17 protein-coding genes are annotated in these 17,279 nt (G+C 71.2%); 1 reads left to right on the forward strand and 16 read right to left on the reverse strand.

Going from position 1 to position 17,279, the window contains the following annotated elements; all coding sequences use genetic code 11:
* Positions 1 to 180 precede the first annotated feature (180 nt).
* The 12 genes from coaBC to pyrR all read right to left on the reverse strand — a co-directional run bounded on the left by coaBC (position 181) and on the right by pyrR (position 13,015).
* The gene (coaBC, locus tag BLW85_RS09240) at positions 181 to 1,383 is read right to left on the reverse strand and encodes a bifunctional phosphopantothenoylcysteine decarboxylase/phosphopantothenate--cysteine ligase CoaBC (RefSeq protein ID WP_074996029.1); all 1,203 of its coding nucleotides are present in this window, start codon (positions 1,381 to 1,383) and stop codon (positions 181 to 183) included.
* 102 nt (positions 1,384 to 1,485) lie between these two features.
* Positions 1,486 to 1,758, reverse strand: a complete 273-nt coding sequence (gene rpoZ, locus BLW85_RS09245) for a DNA-directed RNA polymerase subunit omega (protein ID WP_005319902.1) — start codon at positions 1,756 to 1,758, stop codon at positions 1,486 to 1,488.
* A gap of 53 nt (positions 1,759 to 1,811) precedes the next feature.
* Positions 1,812 to 2,369, reverse strand: a complete 558-nt coding sequence (gene gmk / locus BLW85_RS09250; RefSeq protein WP_070030048.1) for a guanylate kinase — start codon at positions 2,367 to 2,369, stop codon at positions 1,812 to 1,814.
* 61 nt (positions 2,370 to 2,430) lie between these two features.
* Positions 2,431 to 2,754, reverse strand: coding sequence for an integration host factor (locus BLW85_RS09255; protein ID WP_037651003.1), 324 nt, complete (start codon positions 2,752 to 2,754; stop codon positions 2,431 to 2,433).
* A gap of 303 nt (positions 2,755 to 3,057) precedes the next feature.
* Positions 3,058 to 3,903 carry an orotidine-5'-phosphate decarboxylase gene (gene pyrF, locus BLW85_RS09260; RefSeq protein WP_074991808.1) on the reverse strand — a complete coding sequence of 282 codons (846 nt, stop codon included), beginning with the start codon at positions 3,901 to 3,903 and terminating at the stop codon, positions 3,058 to 3,060.
* Positions 3,900 to 5,006: a quinone-dependent dihydroorotate dehydrogenase gene (locus BLW85_RS09265; RefSeq protein ID WP_074991809.1), complete on the reverse strand. Its 1,107-nt coding sequence runs from the start codon at positions 5,004 to 5,006 to the stop codon at positions 3,900 to 3,902. Before BLW85_RS09265 ends, pyrF begins: the two co-directional genes overlap by 4 nt.
* Positions 5,007 to 5,090: 84 nt before the next feature.
* A complete protein-coding gene (gene carB, locus BLW85_RS09270; RefSeq protein ID WP_074991810.1) occupies positions 5,091 to 8,399 on the reverse strand; it encodes a carbamoyl-phosphate synthase large subunit in 3,309 nt (1,102 codons plus the stop codon).
* A complete protein-coding gene (carA, locus tag BLW85_RS09275; protein WP_070030052.1) occupies positions 8,392 to 9,534 on the reverse strand; it encodes a glutamine-hydrolyzing carbamoyl-phosphate synthase small subunit in 1,143 nt (380 codons plus the stop codon). Before carA ends, carB begins: the two co-directional genes overlap by 8 nt.
* The gene (locus tag BLW85_RS09280) at positions 9,531 to 10,091 is read right to left on the reverse strand and encodes a PH-like domain-containing protein (RefSeq protein WP_074991811.1); all 561 of its coding nucleotides are present in this window, start codon (positions 10,089 to 10,091) and stop codon (positions 9,531 to 9,533) included. Before BLW85_RS09280 ends, carA begins: the two co-directional genes overlap by 4 nt.
* Positions 10,088 to 11,374: a dihydroorotase gene (locus BLW85_RS09285; protein WP_070030054.1), complete on the reverse strand. Its 1,287-nt coding sequence runs from the start codon at positions 11,372 to 11,374 to the stop codon at positions 10,088 to 10,090. The genes BLW85_RS09280 and BLW85_RS09285 overlap by 4 nt, the downstream gene beginning before the upstream one ends.
* Positions 11,375 to 11,378: 4 nt before the next feature.
* A complete protein-coding gene (locus BLW85_RS09290; protein WP_070030055.1) occupies positions 11,379 to 12,353 on the reverse strand; it encodes an aspartate carbamoyltransferase catalytic subunit in 975 nt (324 codons plus the stop codon).
* Positions 12,354 to 12,442: 89 nt separating this feature from the next.
* Complete coding sequence (gene pyrR, locus BLW85_RS09295) at positions 12,443 to 13,015, reverse strand: bifunctional pyr operon transcriptional regulator/uracil phosphoribosyltransferase PyrR (protein ID WP_070030056.1); 573 nt, start codon at positions 13,013 to 13,015, stop codon at positions 12,443 to 12,445.
* A 252-nt stretch (positions 13,016 to 13,267) separates the two neighbouring features.
* Between pyrR and bldD the strand changes: the two genes are divergently transcribed.
* Entirely contained in the window at positions 13,268 to 13,771 is a 504-nt protein-coding gene (gene bldD, locus BLW85_RS09300; RefSeq protein WP_014671524.1) for a transcriptional regulator BldD, read from the forward strand.
* Between the two features lie 234 nt (positions 13,772 to 14,005).
* Here the strand turns inward: bldD and nusB are convergent, their stop codons facing one another.
* The 4 genes from nusB to BLW85_RS09320 all read right to left on the reverse strand — a co-directional run bounded on the left by nusB (position 14,006) and on the right by BLW85_RS09320 (position 17,221).
* Complete coding sequence (gene nusB / locus BLW85_RS09305) at positions 14,006 to 14,434, reverse strand: transcription antitermination factor NusB (protein ID WP_046423695.1); 429 nt, start codon at positions 14,432 to 14,434, stop codon at positions 14,006 to 14,008.
* A gap of 2 nt (positions 14,435 to 14,436) precedes the next feature.
* Positions 14,437 to 15,003, reverse strand: coding sequence for an elongation factor P (gene efp / locus BLW85_RS09310; RefSeq protein ID WP_070030057.1), 567 nt, complete (start codon positions 15,001 to 15,003; stop codon positions 14,437 to 14,439).
* A gap of 44 nt (positions 15,004 to 15,047) precedes the next feature.
* Positions 15,048 to 16,157 (reverse strand): aminopeptidase P family protein, encoded by a 1,110-nt coding sequence (locus BLW85_RS09315; RefSeq protein ID WP_074991812.1) that lies wholly within the window; start codon positions 16,155 to 16,157, stop codon positions 15,048 to 15,050.
* Between the two features lie 98 nt (positions 16,158 to 16,255).
* A complete protein-coding gene (locus BLW85_RS09320) occupies positions 16,256 to 17,221 on the reverse strand; it encodes a Pro-rich N-terminal domain-containing protein (protein WP_074991813.1) in 966 nt (321 codons plus the stop codon).
* Positions 17,222 to 17,279: the final 58 nt, after the last annotated feature.

The following is a 17,279-nucleotide window of genomic DNA, read 5'->3' on the forward strand; positions in this document are numbered from 1 at the left end:
ACCTTGAACAGTTTATCGGTCGCGCTCGGCCTATGGGCCACCGTCTCGCCTCTCGGGAGCGCTGTGACCTGCGGCACGGGCATTCTGCACAATGCCCGGCGACCTTGGCCAGGGTAACCGTCCCCGACTTGAGCATGACCTGAATTCGCCGGTGGATTCGCCCGGCCGGCCGCGCCGCCGTCAGTCCAGGCGGGCCACGACCAGGTCCCAGACGGTGTCGGCGAGGGCCTCCTTGGGGCCGTACGGCACGGGCGTCTCGCTGCCGTCGGCGCCCAGGACGACGGCCTCGTTCTCCTCGGAGCCGAAGGTCTTGCGCTCCCCCACCTCGTTGACGACCAGCAGGTCACAGCCCTTGCGGGCGAGCTTGGCGCGGCCGTTGGCGAGGACGTCGTCGGTCTCGGCGGCGAAGCCCACGATCACCTGTCCGGCCCTGGCCCGTTCGGCGGAGACCTCGGCGAGGACGTCGGGGTTGCGGACCAGGACGACGGGGTCCGGCTCCTTGTCGTCCTTTTTCTTGATCTTGCCGGTGGCGTAGGCCGCGGGGCGGAAGTCGGCGACGGCCGCGGCCATGACGACGGCGTCCGCGTCGGCCGCCGCCTTGAGCACGGCCTCGCGCAGCTGGACGGCGGTGCCGACCCGGACGACGTCCACGCCCGCCGGGTCGGGCAGGCCGGTGTTGGCCGCGACCAGGGTCACCCGGGCGCCGCGGGCGGCGGCGGTGCGGGCGAGGGCGTAGCCCTGCTTGCCGGAGGAGCGGTTGCCGAGGAAGCGCACCGGGTCCAGCGGCTCGCGGGTGCCGCCCGCGGAGACCACCAGATGGCGGCCGCGCAGGTCGGGCTCCTGGACGCCGCGGGCGAGCACCCGGCGGCAGACCTCGAAGATCTCCCCCGGGTCGGGCAGCCGGCCCTTGCCGGTGTCGACGCCGGTGAGGCGGCCGACGGCGGGCTCGATGACGACGGCGCCGCGGCGGCGCAGCGTGGCCACGTTCTCCTGGGTGGCGGGGTGCTCCCACATCTCGGTGTGCATCGCGGGCGCGAAGACGACGGGGCAGCGGGCCGTCAGCAGGGTGTTGGTCAGCAGGTCGTCGGCCAGGCCGTGGGCGGCCTTGGCGAGCATGTCGGCGGTGGCGGGGGCGACCACGACCAGGTCGGCGTGCTGGCCGATGCGCACGTGCGGGACCTGGTGCACGTCGTCCCAGACCTCGGTGGCGACCGGGTTGCCGGACAGGGCGGAGAAGGTGGCGGCGCCGACGAAGCGCAGCGCGGAGGCGGTGGGTACGACGCGCACGTCGTGGCCCGACTCCGTGAACCTCCTCAGCAGCTCACAGGCCTTGTAGGCGGCGATGCCACCGCTGACGCCCAGTACCACCCTCGGCTTGTCCACCATGTCTCCTCGGTCCGGAAAACCTGCAACACCCATGACACACCACAGGCCCGGCAGCATGACTGCCGGGCCTGTGGACAAAGCATCCGCGGTCTGAACGTACTACTGCGCGGGGCCCTCGATGGCCTCGGAGGTCAGCAGACCGGCGTTGATCTCGCGCAGGGCGATCGAGAGCGGCTTCTCGTGGACGTGGGTGTCGACGAGCGGACCGACGTACTCAAGGAGACCCTCGCCGAGCTGCGAGTAGTACGCGTTGATCTGGCGGGCACGCTTGGCCGCGTAGATCACGAGGCTGTACTTCGAGTCGGTGGCCTCAAGAAGCTCGTCGATCGGCGGGTTGATGATGCCCTCGGGCGCGGTGATGGAAGAGGACACGCTCTACCTTCCGATGGATGGGTAAGAATCAAAGATCGTGATCAGCGTCACGATTACACAACGTCCATCAAGGCTAGCAGCTCACGCGCCACGTCCTCGACGGAGGTGTTGACCAGGGTCTCGTCGAACTCCGGTTCGGCCGCCAGCTCGGTCCTGGCCGCTTCGAGACGGCGTTCGATGACCTCGGGCGGCTCGGTGCCCCGGCCGGTGAGCCTGCGCACCAGCTCCTCCCAGGAGGGCGGAGCCAGGAACACCAGCCGGGCCTCCGACATGGACGCACGGACCTGGCGGGCGCCCTGGAGGTCGATCTCCAGCAGCACGGGCTCGCCCTTCTCCAGCCGCTCCAGCACCGCCGCGCGGGGCGTGCCGTAGCGGTTGCCGGCGAACTCGGCCCACTCCAGCAGCTCGCCGTTGGCGATCAGCTTGTCCATCTCGTCGTCGGTGACGAAGAAGTAGTGGACTCCGTGCTGCTCACCGGGGCGCGGCGTGCGGGTGGTCGCCGACACCGAGAGCCAGACCTCGGGGTGTTCCTTGCGCATATGGGCGACGACCGTGCTCTTGCCGACCCCCGAGGGGCCGGAGAGCACGGTCAGCCGCGGACGTTCACTCATGCAGCGATTATTCCAGCAATCCCGGGGTGCCCGGGACTCCTGGTCCGGCGCGGGCCCGGACTCAGGCGCCGGTGCTGCCGAACTCACGCTCCAGGGAAGCGATCTGGTTGGAACCGAGACCCCGCACACGGCGGCTCTCGGAGATGCCCAGACGCTCCATGATCTGCTTGGCGCGGACCTTGCCCACGCCCGGCATGGACTCGAGCAGCGCGGAGACCTTCATCTTGCCGATGACGTCGTTCTCCTGGCCCTGCTTGATGACCTCGTGCAGGGAGGCGCCGGAGTGCTTGAGTCGATTCTTGACCTCGGCCCGCTCCCGGCGAGCCGCGGCGGCCTTTTCGAGCGCGGCTGCGCGCTGTTCAGGGGTAAGGGGCGGAAGAGCCACGCCTACGTCACCTCGGATGTCGAACTGTCGGATACGGACCGGTGAGGAACCTAGTCGCCCCACACCTGGGGAGCCACGAGCAACACGCTTGCCCGCTCTCCCCCCACTGCCATGAGGGGCGTGGGAGGTGCCCCCACTGCTCGGAGACTAGCGGGCAAGTCCGCCAGAGTCAGCGAGAACAGCGGAAAAGTCCTGGTCAGCCTCCGTCAGGCCGGACATTTCAGACATATTGCCCTCGTTTTGAGGATGTCTTCACACTCAAGTCGCCGCTGGTCCGCTCACCCGAGCACCTGTCGGAGGGTGTCAGCCGCCGGCGACGGCCGCCCGGATCTCCTCCGCGAAGCGTCCGGCCGCCGCGCGCAGCGCCCCGACGTCGGGACCGTGACGCAGCACACCCCGGCTGACGTTCGGCACGACGTTGCGCACCGCCGTCCCGAAGACCGCCGGGAGGTCGGCCGGGGTCGCGCCCTGGGCGCCGATGCCGGGCGCGAGCAGCGGGCCGTTGATGTCCAGGTCGTACCCGGAGAGGTCGCCGAGCGTGGCACCGACCACCGCGCCGAAGGAGCCCAGCGGCTCCTGGCCCGCGTTGTCGGCCGCCAGGTGGGCCAGCACGGTCGCCGCGACGCTGCGGCCGTCCGCGCGCAGCGCGTGCTGCACCTCGCCGCCCTCCGGGTTCGAGGTCAGCGCCAGCACGAACAGCCCGGCGCCGCTCTCGCGGGCCAGCGCCACGGCCGGGTCCAGCGAGCCGTAGCCCAGGTACGGCGAGACGGTCAGCGCGTCGGAGAACAGCGGGGCGTCCGGGTGCAGGAAGGCCTCGGCGTAGGCGGCCATGGTCGAGCCGATGTCGCCGCGCTTGGCGTCCATCACCACCAGGGCGCCGGCCGCGCGCGCCTCCTGGACCGACTTCTCCAGGACGGCCAGCCCCCGCGAGCCGAACCGCTCGAAGAACGCGCTCTGCGGCTTCAGCACGGCCACCCGGTCGGCCATGGCCTCCACGACCGTGCGGCTGAACCGCTCCAGTCCGGCCACGTCGTCGGCGAGGCCCCACTCGGCGAGCAGGGAGGCGTGCGGGTCGATGCCGACGCACAGCGGGCCGCGCTCGTCCATGGCGCGGCGCAGACGGGTGCCGAAGGGCTCCGGAGCGGTCATGCGGACTTCCTCACGTCGGCGCCGACCGCGTCGGCGAGGGTGGCGTACGGGCTGGTGCGCAGGCGGGCGGCGAGGCCCTTGTGGATCGCGCGGCACCAGAAGGGGCCCTGGTAGATGAAGGCGCTGTAGCCCTGGACCAGCGTGGCGCCGGCCAGGATGCGCTGCCAGGCGTCCTCGGCGGTCTCGATGCCGCCGACGCCCACCAGGGTGATCCGGTCGCCCACACGGGCGTACAGACGGCGCAGGACCTCCAGGGAGCGGGCCTTGAGCGGCGCGCCGGACAGCCCGCCGGTCTCCTTGACCAGGGCGGCCGGGGAGGTCAGGCCGAGGCCCTCGCGGGCGATGGTGGTGTTGGTGGCGATGATGCCGTCCAGGCCCAGCTCCACGGCCAGGTCGGCGACCGCGTCGACGTCCTCGTCGGCGAGGTCCGGGGCGATCTTCACCAGGAGCGGGACGCGGCGGCCGGGGACCGCGCGGTCGGCGGCCTCGCGCACCGCGGTGAGCAGCGGGCGCAGGTGGTCGACGGCCTGGAGGTCGCGCAGGCCGGGGGTGTTCGGCGAGGACACGTTGACGACCAGGTAGTCGGCGTACGGCGCCAGGCGCTCGGCGGACTTCACGTAGTCGGCGACGGCCTCCGCCTCCGGGACGACCTTGGTCTTGCCGATGTTGACGCCGACGACCGTCCGGAAGACCGGCTCGCGGGTGGCCAGGCGGGCCGCCACGGCCAGCGAGCCGTCGTTGTTGAAGCCCATGCGGTTGATCAGCGCGCGGTCCTGCACGAGCCGGAACAGCCGCTTCCTGGGGTTGCCGGGCTGCGGCTCGCCGGTGACCGTGCCGATCTCGACGTGGTCGAAGCCCAGCATCGCCATCCCGTCGATCGCGACGGCGTTCTTGTCGAAGCCGGCCGCGAGTCCGAAGGGGCCGTGCATCCGCAGGCCGAGGGCCTCGGTGCGCAGCTCCTTGTGGCGCGGCGCGAGGGCCGCCGCGACGAACGTGCGCAGCACCGGGACGCGCGCGGCGAGTCGGATCCAGCGGAAGGCGAGGTGGTGGGCCTTCTCGGGGTCCATCCGTGTGAAGACCAGACGGAAGAACAGGTTGTACATCTGGGAGAGTCCTCTGGGTTCTCATGCGGACCGGGGGTCCTCATGAAGAGGGGGACACCGTTTCCGGTGTCCCCCTCGGGGCTGCTAGTCGCGGGCCGCGGTCAGGTGTTCCGCGTGTTCCTGGAGCGAGCGGACGCCCACGTCGCCGTGGTTGAGGGCGTCGATGCCCTGGACGGCCGCGGCGAGCGCCTGGACGGTCGTCAGGCACGGCACGGAGCGGGCGACGGCAGCCGTGCGGATGTCGTAGCCGTCGAGGCGGCCGCCGGTGCCGTACGGGGTGTTGACGATGAGGTCGACCTCGCCGTCGTGGATCAGCTGGACGATCGTCCGCTCGCCGTTCGGGCCGGTGCCCTCGGACTGCTTGCGCACCACGGTGGCGTTGATGCCGTTGCGCTTGAGGACCTCGGCGGTGCCGGAGGTGGCCAGCAGCTCGAAGCCGTGGGCGACCAGCTCCCGGGCCGGGAAGATCATCGAGCGCTTGTCGCGGTTGGCGACCGAGATGAACGCGCGGCCCTTGGTGGGCAGCGGGCCGTAGGCGCCCGCCTGCGACTTGGCGTACGCCGTGCCGAAGACGGAGTCGATGCCCATGACCTCGCCGGTGGAGCGCATCTCCGGGCCGAGGACGGTGTCCACGCCGCGGCCCTGGATGTCGCGGAAGCGCGACCACGGCATCACGGCCTCCTTGACGGAGATCGGCGCGTCCAGCGGCATCTCGCCGCCGTCGCCCCGCTTCGGCAGCAGCCCCTCGGCGCGCAGCTCGGCGATGGTCGCGCCCAGCGAGATCCGGGCGGCGGCCTTGGCGAGCGGCACCGCGGTCGCCTTCGAGGTGAAGGGGACCGTACGGGAGGCGCGGGGGTTGGCCTCCAGGACGTAGAGGATGTCGCCGGCCATCGCGAACTGGATGTTGATCAGGCCGCGCACGCCGACGCCCTTGGCGATGGCCTCGGTGGAGGCGCGCAGCCGCTTGATGTCGAAGCCGCCGAGGGTGATCGGGGGCAGCGCGCACGCCGAGTCGCCGGAGTGGATGCCGGCCTCCTCGATGTGCTCCATGACGCCGCCGAGGTACAGCTCCTCGCCGTCGTAGAGCGCGTCGACGTCGATCTCGATGGCGTCGTCGAGGAAACGGTCGACCAGGACCGGCCGGGACGGGCTGATCTCGGTGGACTCGGCGATGTAGGCGGCGAGGCGGGTCTCGTCGTAGACGATCTCCATGCCGCGCCCGCCGAGCACGTACGACGGCCGGACCAGGACCGGGTAGCCGATCTCGTCGGCGATGGCCTTGGCGCCCTCGAAGGTGGTGGCGGTGCCGTGCTTCGGGGCCGGCAGCCCCGCCTCGGCGAGGACCCGGCCGAAGGCGCCGCGGTCCTCGGCGGCGTGGATGGCCTCCGGGGAGGTGCCGACGACCGGCACGCCGTTGTCCTTCAGGGCCTGCGCGAGGCCGAGCGGGGTCTGGCCGCCGAGCTGGACGACCACGCCCGCCACCGGGCCGGCCTGCTGCTCGGCGTGGACGACCTCCAGCACGTCCTCCAGGGTGAGCGGCTCGAAGTACAGCCGGTCGGAGGTGTCGTAGTCGGTGGAGACGGTCTCCGGGTTGCAGTTGACCATCACGGTCTCGTACCCGGCGTCGGACAGCGCGAAGGAGGCGTGGACGCAGGAGTAGTCGAACTCGATGCCCTGGCCGATGCGGTTGGGGCCGGAGCCCAGGATGATGACGGCCGGCTTCTCGCGCGGGGCGACCTCCGACTCCTCGTCGTAGGCGGAGTAGAAGTACGGCGTCTTCGCGGCGAACTCGGCGGCGCAGGTGTCGACCGTCTTGTAGACCGGGCGGATGCCGAAGGCGTGCCGGACCTCGCGGACGACGTCCTCGCGCAGGCCGCGGATCTCGGCGATCTGCTGGTCGGAGAAGCCGTGCCGCTTGGCCTCGCCGAGCAGGTCGCCGGTCAGTTCGGCGGCCTCGGCCAGCTCGTCCGCGATCTCCTTGATGAGGAAGAGCTGGTCCACGAACCAGGGGTCGATCTTCGTGTACTCGAAGACCTCCTCCGGGGTGGCGCCGGCCCGGATGGCCTGCATGACGGTGTTGATCCGGCCGTCGGTGGGCCGTACGGCCTCGCGCAGCAGGGTCTCCTTGTCGCCGGGGTCGCCGACGAAGGTGAACTGGCTGCCCTTCTTCTCCAGCGAGCGCAGCGCCTTCTGGAAGGCCTCGGGGAAGTTGCGGCCGATGGCCATGGCCTCGCCGACCGACTTCATGGTGGTGGTCAGCGTGGAGTCGGCCTGCGGGAACTTCTCGAAGGCGAAGCGCGGCGCCTTGACGACCACGTAGTCGAGCGTGGGCTCGAAGGAGGCCGGGGTCTCCTGCGTGATGTCGTTCGGGATCTCGTCCAGGGTGTAGCCGACGGCCAGCTTGGCGGCGATCTTCGCGATCGGGAAGCCGGTCGCCTTGGAGGCGAGCGCCGAGGAACGCGACACGCGCGGGTTCATCTCGATGACGATCACCCGGCCGTCCGCGGGGTCGACCGCGAACTGGATGTTGCAGCCGCCCGTGTCGACGCCGACCTCGCGGATCACGGCGATGCCGATGTCGCGCAGGATCTGGTACTCGCGGTCGGTGAGCGTCATCGCGGGCGCCACGGTGATGGAGTCACCGGTGTGCACGCCCATGGGGTCGAAGTTCTCGATGGAGCAGACGACCACGACGTTGTCGTTCTTGTCGCGCATCAGCTCCAGCTCGTACTCCTTCCAGCCGAGGATGGACTCCTCCAGGAGCACCTCGGTGGTCGGCGAGAGGGTGAGGCCCTGCCCGGCGATGCGGCGCAGTTCCTCCTCGTTGTGGGCGAAGCCGGAGCCTGCGCCGCCCATGGTGAAGGAGGGGCGCACGACGACCGGGTAGCCGCCGAGCGTCTCCACGCCCTTCATGACGTCGTCCATGGAGTGGCAGATCACCGAGCGGGCGGACTCGCCGTACCCGATCTTGCGCCGGACCTCCTCCACGACCTCCTTGAACAAGTCGCGGTCCTCGCCCTTGTGGATGGCCTCGGGCTTGGCGCCGATCAGCTCGACGCCGTACTTGGCCAGAACGCCGTTCTCGTGCAGCGAGATGGCGGTGTTCAGGGCCGTCTGGCCGCCCAGGGTGGGCAGCAGGGCGTCGGGGCGCTCCTTGGCGATGATCTTCTCGACGAACTCCGGGGTGATCGGCTCGACGTAGGTGGCGTCGGCGATCTCCGGGTCGGTCATGATCGTCGCCGGGTTGGAGTTGACGAGGATGACGCGCAGGCCCTCGGCCTTGAGCACGCGGCACGCCTGGGTGCCGGAGTAGTCGAACTCGGCGGCCTGGCCGATGACGATCGGGCCGGAGCCGATGACCAGGACGGACTGGATATCGGTGCGCTTAGGCACGCTGGCCCTCCATCAGGGAAACGAAGCGGTCGAACAGGTAGGCGGCGTCGTGCGGACCGGCCGCCGCTTCGGGGTGGTACTGGACGGAGAAGGCGGGCTGGTCGAGCAGCTGGAGCCCCTCCACGACGTTGTCGTTCAGGCAGACGTGCGAGACCTCGGCCCGGCCGAACTTGGTCTCGCTGACCTTGTCGAGGGGCGCGTCGACGGCGAAGCCGTGGTTGTGCGCGGTGACCTCGACCTTGCCGGTGGTGCGGTCCTGGACCGGCTGGTTGATGCCCCGGTGGCCGTACTTCAGCTTGTAGGTGCCGAAGCCGAGGGCGCGGCCGAGGATCTGGTTGCCGAAGCAGATGCCGAACAGCGGGGTCCCGCGCTCCAGGACGGCGGTCATCAGGGCGACCGGGCCGTCGGCGGTGGCGGGGTCGCCGGGGCCGTTGGAGAAGAACACGCCGTCCGGGTCGACGGCGTAGACCTCGTCGGCGGTGGCGGTGGCGGGCAGCACGTGCACCTCGATGCCGCGCTCGGCCATGCGCTGCGGGGTCATGCCCTTGATGCCGAGGTCGATCGCGGCGACGGTGAACTTCTTGTCGCCGACCGCGGGGACGACGTACGCCTCCTTGGTGGCGACCTCCTCGTAGAGGCTCGCGCCCTTCATCTGGGGCTGGGCCTGCACCCGCGCCAGCAGCTCGGCGTCGGCGGCGATCGACTCGCCGGAGAAGATGCCGGCCCGCATGGAGCCGCGTTCGCGCAGGTGGCGGGTGAGGGCGCGGGTGTCGATGCCGGAGATGCCGACCACGCCCTGGCGCTCCAACTCGTCGTCCAGGGAACGCCGGGAGCGCCAGTTGGACGGGACGCGCGCGGGGTCGCGGACCACGTAGCCGGAGACCCAGATGCGGGCCGACTCGTCGTCCTCGTCGTTCCAGCCGGTGTTGCCGATCTGCGGGGCGGTGGCGACGACGATCTGGCGGTCGTACGACGGGTCGGTCAGCGTCTCCTGGTAGCCGGTCATGCCGGTGGAGAACACGGCCTCGCCGAAGGTCTCCCCCACGGCCCCGTAGGCGCGGCCGCGGAACGTGCGGCCGTCCTCCAGGACGAGTACGGCGGGAGTCTTCGCGGCTCCCCTGGTGGAGGTCGTCATCGTGCGCCTTCCGTGTCGTTGATCATGTGGTTCAAGGTGTCGACCCATTCGGGGTGCTCGGCCGCGTGGTCGGAGCGGAAGCCGGAGTCGATCAGTTTGCCGCCGTGCGCCCAGGTCACCACCAGCAGTCCGCCCTCGGTGAGGACCTTGCCGGCGATGCCCTTGTCGAGCCGGGCCTCGCGCAGGGCCGCGGCGGGGATGAAGAAGTCGTTCGCGCCGGGGCGCTCGACCTCCAGGCCCGCGTCGGTGAGGGTGAGCCGGGCCAGGCTGCGGGTGCCCAGGCCGTGGGCCACGATGCGGTCCAGCCACTGCCCGGCGGTGGTGGAGCCGTGGTAGCGGCCGCTCATGCTCAGTTTCACCGGGCCGGACTCCTCGGGCACGGCGGGCAGCTCCGGGATGTCGCTCTGGAGGGTGCCGCGCCATTTCCAGCCCTCGCGCATCAGCCAGTAGACGAGCGCGATGAAGAGCAGGAGCCCGACGAGCCAGCCGATGCGGGCCGGCCAGTCGGTGACCGAGGCGGATCTCTGGGCCTCGGCCAGGAGGTTTACAGGTGTCACGTGAGCTTCCCGTCGACGAGCGTGGCCTTGCCCCGCAGCCACGTGTGCGTCACACGGCCCGGCAGCTCGCGTCCCTGGTAGGGGGTGTTGCGGCTGCGCGAGGCGAAGCCCGCGGGGTCCACCCGGCCACGGTATGCGGTGTCGACCAGGGTGAGGTTGGCAGGCTCACCGGCCGAGACGGGACGGCCGTGCCCGAGGGCCCGTCCGATGCGCGCGGGCTGGAAGGACATCCGGTCGGCGACGCCGGCCCAGTCCAGCAGGCCCGTGTCGACCATGGTCTCCTGGACCACCGACAGCGCGGTCTCCAGGCCGACCATGCCCATGGCGGCGGCGGCCCACTCGCAGTCCTTGTCCTCGTGCGGGTGCGGGGCGTGGTCGGTGGCGACGATGTCGATCGTGCCGTCGGCGAGCGCCTCGCGCAGGGCCAGCACGTCGCGCTCGGTGCGCAGCGGCGGGTTGACCTTGTAGACGGGGTTGTAGGTGCGCACCAGTTCGTCGGTGAGCAGCAGGTGGTGCGGGGTGACCTCGGCGGTGACCTGGATGCCGCGGGACTTGGCCCAGCGGACGATCTCGACGGAGCCGGCGGTCGACAGGTGGCAGATGTGGACGCGGGAGCCGACGTGCTCGGCGAGCAGGACGTCGCGGGCGATGATCGACTCCTCGGCGACGGCCGGCCACCCGCCGAGGCCCAGTTCGGCGGAGACGACGCCCTCGTTCATCTGGGCGCCCTCGGTCAGCCGCGGCTCCTGGGCGTGCTGGGCGACGACGCCGTCGAACGCCTTCACGTACTCCAGGGCGCGGCGCATGATGACCGCGTCGTCCACGCACTTGCCGTCGTCGGAGAAGACGGTCACCCCGGCGGCCGACTCGTGCATGGCGCCCAGCTCGGCGAGCTTCTTGCCCTCCAGGCCGACGGTGACGGCGCCGATGGGCCGGACGTCGCAGTAGCCGTGCTCCTTGCCGAGCCGCCACACCTGCTCGACCACGCCGGCGGTGTCGGCGACGGGGAAGGTGTTGGCCATGGCGAACACGGCGGTGTAGCCGCCGCTCGCGGCCGCGCGGGTGCCGGTGAGCACGGTCTCGGAGTCCTCGCGGCCGGGCTCGCGCAGATGGGTGTGCAGGTCGACCAGGCCCGGCAGCAGCACCTTGCCGCCGGCCTCGATCACCTCGGCGCCCTCGGCTTCGAGGCCGGTGCCGGTCTCCGCGATGGTCTCGCCGTCGATCAGCACGTCCTGCGGCTCGCCGCCGAGCACCTTCGCACCGCGGATCAGGGTCTTGCTCATGTTCTTACTTCTCCTCAGTGCGGTTGGCGGCGGCGGGCTCGTTGCCGCCGAGCAGCAGGTACAGGACGGCCATCCGGATGGAGACGCCGTTGGCGACCTGCTCCACGGCGGTGCAGCGGTCGGAGTCGGCGACCTCGGCGGTGATCTCCATGCCGCGCACCATCGGGCCGGGGTGCATCACGATGGCGTGCTCGGGCAGCTTGGCCATGCGGTCGCCGTCGAGGCCGTAGCGCCGGGAGTACTCGCGCTCGGTGGGGAAGAACGCGGCGTTCATCCGCTCGCGCTGGACCCGGAGCATCATCACCGCGTCGCTCTTGGGCAGCGTGCTGTCGAGGTCGTAGGAGACCGCGCAGGGCCAGGACTCGACGCCGACCGGGAGCAGGGTGGGCGGGGCGACCAGGGTTACCTCGGCGCCGAGGGTGTGCAGCAGGTCGACGTTGGAGCGGGCGACCCGGCTGTGCAGGACGTCGCCGACGAGGGTGACGCGCTTGCCGGCCAGGTCCTGGCCGAGCCCGGTGTCCCGGCCGACCAGGCGGCGGCGCATGGTGAAGGCGTCCAGCAGGGCCTGGGTGGGGTGCTGGTGGGTGCCGTCGCCCGCGTTGATCACGGCGGCGTCGATCCAGCCGGAGGTGGCGAGGCGGTAGGGCGCGCCGGAGGCGCCGTGCCGGATGACGACGGCGTCGACGCCCATCGCCTCCAGGGTCTGGGCGGTGTCCTTCAGGGACTCGCCCTTGGACACGCTCGACCCCTTGGCGGAGAAGTTGATGACGTCCGCGGACAGGCGCTTCTCGGCGGCCTCGAAGGAGATCCGGGTGCGCGTGGAGTCCTCGAAGAAGAGGTTGACGACGGTGCGGCCGCGCAGGGTCGGCAGCTTCTTGATCGGCCGGTCGGCGACCCGGGCCATCTCCTCGGCGGTGTCGAGGATCAGGACGGCGTCGTCGCGGGTGAGGTCGGCGGCCGAGATGAGATGACGCTGCATCTGTCAGGCTCCGTAAGGCAGTTCAGGAGGATTGGGGCAAACCGGGGCGTCCGCGGGTACGCCGAAGCGACCCTTGTGCGCCCGACTTGCTACTGGTCGGCCGGCTTCACACCGAGCAGCACGGTGTCGCGACCGTCCTCCTCGGCGAGCTGGACCTTGACCGTCTCCCGCAGCGACGTGGGGAGGTTCTTGCCGACGTAGTCGGCGCGGATCGGCAGTTCCCGGTGGCCGCGGTCGACCAGGACCGCGAGCTGCACCGCGCGCGGGCGCCCGATGTCGTTCAGGGCGTCGAGGGCGGCGCGGATGGTGCGGCCGGAGAAGAGCACGTCGTCGACGAGGACGACCAGCTTGCCGTCGATGCCGTCACCGGGGATCTCGGTGCGGGCCAGCGCACGCGGCGGGTGCATGCGCAGGTCGTCGCGGTACATGGTGATGTCGAGGGAGCCGACCGGGATCGTGCGGTCGGTGATCTGCGCGAGCTTGGCGGCCAGCCGCTGGGCGAGGAAGACGCCGCGGGTGGGAATGCCGAGGAGCACCACGTCGTCGGCGCCCTTGGCGCGCTCCACGATCTCGTGGGCGATGCGGGTCATGACCCGCGCGATGTCCGGACCCTCGAGGACGGGCCGGGCATCGGTCGCATGCTCATGGGCGTGCGTGTCCATAAAAAACGGACCTCCTTCTCCGCCTCACGGGACGGACCTTAAAGGACGTCGGAATTGCGCCATCCACGGTACCAGGTCATCGACCGGGGTCTTGTCACCCTCTTGGCCTAATCGGACATCACTACCACGGAAGCGTCGGGGTGGCCCATTCGGCTTGACGCAGAAGAGTCACGCTGCGTAACCTCACAGTGAGTTACCAAACGCGCGGCGGGAAGACAGCCGGCCGCGTCGACACAGTGTCCGGGGAGCTATATGTCCAGCGAATACGCCAAACAGCTCGGGGCCAAGCTCCGGGCCATCCGCACCCAGCAGGGCCTTTCCCTCCACGGTGTCGAGGAGAAGTCCCAGGGTCGCTGGAAGGCCGTGGTGGTGGGCTCGTACGAGCGCGGCGACCGTGCCGTGACCGTGCAGCGCCTCGCCGAGCTGGCCGATTTCTATGGCGTTCCGGTGCAGGAGCTCCTGCCGGGCACCACGCCGGGCGGCGCCGCCGAGCCGCCGCCGAAGCTGGTCCTCGACCTGGAGCGGCTGGCCACGGTGCCGGCCGAGAAGGCGGGGCCCCTCCAGCGCTACGCGGCGACGATCCAGTCCCAGCGCGGCGACTACAACGGCAAGGTCCTCTCCATCCGCCAGGACGACTTGCGCACACTCGCCGTCATCTACGACCAGTCCCCCTCGGTCCTCACCGAGCAGCTGATCAGCTGGGGCGTGCTGGACGCGGACGCCCGCCGCGCGGTCGCCACGCACGAAGAGGCGTGACGGCGTAGACCAGCCAGCAGAAACGTGTCGCCGGGGTGGCCGGAACTCTATGGTTCCGGCCACCCCGGCGGCTTTTTTTCACGACGGTTCCGGCCGTCTCCCGGCCCCTCGGGCACGTGAACGGCTCAGGGGCGCGGACGACCGCTCGACAGGCCGCGGAGAACCCGCGGCGTCGTCTCACGGTCGCCCACGCCCCTGTCGTGGCCTCTTCGGCCGAGCGGGCGCAGCCGGTGGCTAGGCCCGGCGCAGCGAAGGCTTCAGCTCCTTGAGCCGGCCCAGCAGACCGTTGACGAACGAGGGCGACTCGTCGGTCGAGAACTCCTTCGCCAGCTGCACCATCTCGTCCAGGACGACGGCGTCCGGTGTCTCGTCGACCCAGATCAGCTCGTACGCGCCCAGCCGCAGGATGTTGCGGTCCACGACCGGCATCCGGTCGAGCGTCCACCCGACCGCGTACTGGGCGATCAGCTCGTCGATGCGCCGCGCGTGCTCGGCGTAGCCCTCGACCAGCTGCATCGTGTACTCGCTGACCGGCGGCTGCCGGGTGTCGGACCGGGACAGCCGGACCCAGTCGGCGAGGACCGTCAGGACGTCGGCGCCGCGCTGGTCGCCCTCGAAGAGGATCTGGAAGGCGCGCTTGCGGGCCGTGTTGCGGGCAGCCACGGTTAGCTGTTCACCCGGCCGAGGTAGTCGCTCGTACGGGTGTCGACCTTGATCTTCTCACCGGTGGTGATGAAGAGCGGGACCTGGATCTGGTGGCCGGTCTCCAGGGTGGCGGGCTTGGTGCCACCGGTGGAGCGGTCGCCCTGGACACCCGGCTCGGTCTCCTGGACGGTCAGCTCGACGGCGGCCGGCAGCTCCACGAAGAGCACCTCGCCCTCGTGCTGCGCCACGGTGGCGGTGAAGCCCTCGATCAGGAAGTTGGCGGCGTCGCCGACGGCCTTGCGGTCGACCATCAGCTGGTCGTAGGTCTCCATGTCCATGAAGACGAAGTAGTCGCCGTCCATGTACGAGAACTGCATGTCGCGCTTGTCGACAGTGGCCGTCTCGACCTTGACGCCGGCGTTGAAGGTCTTGTCGACGACCTTGCCGGACAGCACGTTCTTGAGCTTGGTGCGCACGAAGGCCGGGCCCTTGCCGGGCTTGACGTGCTGGAACTCGACGACGGACCAGAGCTGGCCGCCTTCGAGCTTGAGCACCATGCCGTTCTTGAGGTCGTTCGTGGAAGCCACGGTTGCGGAATCTCCTGGACTGACGTACGACCCCGGGTCACGCGCTACAGCGCGAGCAGCTCCTTGGTCGTGATGGTGAGTAGCTCGGGTCCGCCGTCCGCCTCGGGGCGTACGACGAGCGTGTCATCGATCCGGACACCGCCCCGGCCCGGGAGGTGGACCCCCGGTTCGACGGTGACCGGCACGCAAGCGTCCAGTTTACCCATGGCCGCGGGCGCCAACTGCGGGTCCTCGTCGATTTCGAGTCCGACACCGTGACCGGTCAACGGTGGCAGGGCCTCCGCATAGCCCGCGGAGTCCAGCACATGGCGTGCCGCGCGGTCCACATCACGGTAGGCGGCGCCGGGCGCGAGGGCCTCGCGGCCGGCCCGCTGGGCGGAGAAGACCAGGTCGTACAGCTGGATCTGCCAGTCCGCCGGGGAGGTGCCGATGACGAAGGTACGGCCGATCTCGCAGCGGTAGCCCCGGTAGGTCGCGCCCAGGCAGACGGAGAGGAAGTCGCCCTCCTCCACCCGCCGGTCGGTGGGCCGGTGGCCGCGGCGGCCGGAGTGCGGGCCGGTGGCCACGGAGGTGGGGAAGGCCGGCCCGTCGGCGCCGTGGTCGACCAGGCGGCGCTCCAGCTCCAGCGCGAGATGCCGTTCGGTGCGGCCCACCAGGATGGACTCCAGCAGCTCGCCGAGGGCCTGGTCCGCGATCTCGGCGCCGATCCGCAGGCAGGAGATCTCCTCCTCGTCCTTGACGATCCGCAGCTGTTCCACGGCGCCGCCCACGTCGCCGAGGCGCAGGGCGGGGGCGACGGCGGCGATTTCCCTGTGCCTGCTGACCGTCAGATGGTGCTCCTCGACGGCGAGCGAGTCGGCGCCCTGGCCCTGGGCGAGGCCCGCGGCGGTCACGGCGGGGTCGGCGCCGCCGTGCGCGGGCAGCACGTGCACCCGCAGGGCGTCGTCGGGGCGGCCCTCGAAGGGGCGGTCCTCGGGCGGTCCCGAGCAGACCAGGAGGTCCTCTTGGCTGCCGAGGAGCAGGACGGCGCCGTGCGGGGCGGCGGCCGCGAGGTAGCGCACGTTGGCGGGGCGGGTGACGAGCGCTGCCGCGGTGCCGGCCGCGTTGAAGTGGTCCCGCAGTCGGGATCGGCGGTTCGCGTACACCTCTGACATGAGATGAGCGTAGGAGTTTTATGCGGTTTGTGCCGTTTTTGGGGGCCGAGTGGGGCTCGGGGACGGTGCACCGCGGGCCGGGGCGGGCGGCCCGGTGGTCACCAGCTCGGGGGGCTGGCTATCGCCCTCGCCAGGACCTCGTCCAGGACGCGTGCCGTTCCCGGGACGTCCAGCTGCGAGTTGTCGATGATCGGCAGGCCCGAGCCGTACCAGCCGGCCATGCGGCCGTGGATGCGGGCCACCTCCTCGTCGGTGAGGCGGCGGTTGCCGGTGCGTTCGGCGTTGCGCTCCAGGACCACGTCCAGGCCGGGCAGCAGGACGACCGGCAGCAGGCCGGGACCCACATGGCGCTTCCAGCCGCCGAGGCCGACGACCGGGCGGTCCGGGAAGACGGCGTCGTCCAGGATGCAGGAGATGCCGTTGGCCAGGAAGTTGCGCGCGGCGAAGCCGCAGGTGCGGCGGGCCAGCCGGTACTGGGCCTCGGAGTGGTCGTTCCAGCCGGACTGGGGGTCGGCGAAGCCGGAGCGCACCCATTCGCGGACGTCGTCCAGGCTGATGTGGGCCGTGGGGACGCGACGGCGGTCCGCCCAGTAGCGGGCCACGCTGGTCTTGCCCGCGCCGGCCGGGCCGATCAGCAGGACGGCCAGGGTGGTGGTCGTCGGATCGGGCACCGCGGTGGCGGTCGGGGCCGCCGTGGGCACGCCGACCGGTCCGCCGGGCGGCAGATGCACATGGCCGGTGACGTCGGAGGGGGCCGGGGGCGCGGGCACCTGTCGCGGGGGCGCGGGTGGCATCGGGCCCGAGCGGGCCGGGGCGGGCGGCGGACCGGCGGGCGCGGGCGGCCGCGGCTGTCCCGGGGGCGGGAACGGGCCGGAGGGGGCCTGCGGGCGCGGCTGCCCCGGCGGGGGCGGCACGGACGGGCCGGGGAAGCCCGGGGGCGGCGGGGGTGGGGACGACGGTCCCTGGGGCGGGCCGGGATGGTGTGCGGCCGGCGGCCAGCTGGTGTGCGGCCGGTGCCCCGGCTGGTGGGGCGGCGGCAGCGGAGAACCCACTGCGTGCTGCATCCGTTGCCACTCCGTCTCGTACAGGCAGTTGGCTGCGGGGGCGAGGCCCCGCTCCTTC

Origin of the sequence: Streptomyces misionensis (assembly GCF_900104815.1) — a bacterium.
Lineage (GTDB): Bacteria > Actinomycetota > Actinomycetes > Streptomycetales > Streptomycetaceae > Streptomyces > Streptomyces misionensis.

Bases quoted from the DNA above. Each gene is read 5' to 3' on its own strand.
- gmk (WP_070030048.1), bottom strand. From the start codon at position 2,369: ATGAGTGAACGTCCGCGGCTGACCGTGCTCTCCGGCCCCTCGGGGGTC.
- pyrF (WP_074991808.1), bottom strand. From the start codon at position 3,903: ATGACCGCTCCGGAGCCCTTCGGCACCCGTCTGCGCCGCGCCATGGAC.
- BLW85_RS09265 (WP_074991809.1), bottom strand. From the start codon at position 5,006: ATGTACAACCTGTTCTTCCGTCTGGTCTTCACACGGATGGACCCCGAG.
- carA (WP_070030052.1), bottom strand. From the start codon at position 9,534: ATGACGACCTCCACCAGGGGAGCCGCGAAGACTCCCGCCGTACTCGTC.
- BLW85_RS09285 (WP_070030054.1), bottom strand. From the start codon at position 11,374: ATGAGCAAGACCCTGATCCGCGGTGCGAAGGTGCTCGGCGGCGAGCCG.
- BLW85_RS09290 (WP_070030055.1), bottom strand. From the start codon at position 12,353: ATGCAGCGTCATCTCATCTCGGCCGCCGACCTCACCCGCGACGACGCC.
- pyrR (WP_070030056.1), bottom strand. From the start codon at position 13,015: ATGGACACGCACGCCCATGAGCATGCGACCGATGCCCGGCCCGTCCTC.
- bldD (WP_014671524.1), top strand. From the start codon at position 13,268: ATGTCCAGCGAATACGCCAAACAGCTCGGGGCCAAGCTCCGGGCCATC.
- BLW85_RS09315 (WP_074991812.1), bottom strand. From the start codon at position 16,157: ATGTCAGAGGTGTACGCGAACCGCCGATCCCGACTGCGGGACCACTTC.
- BLW85_RS09320 (WP_074991813.1), bottom strand. From the start codon at position 17,221: ATGCAGCACGCAGTGGGTTCTCCGCTGCCGCCGCCCCACCAGCCGGGG.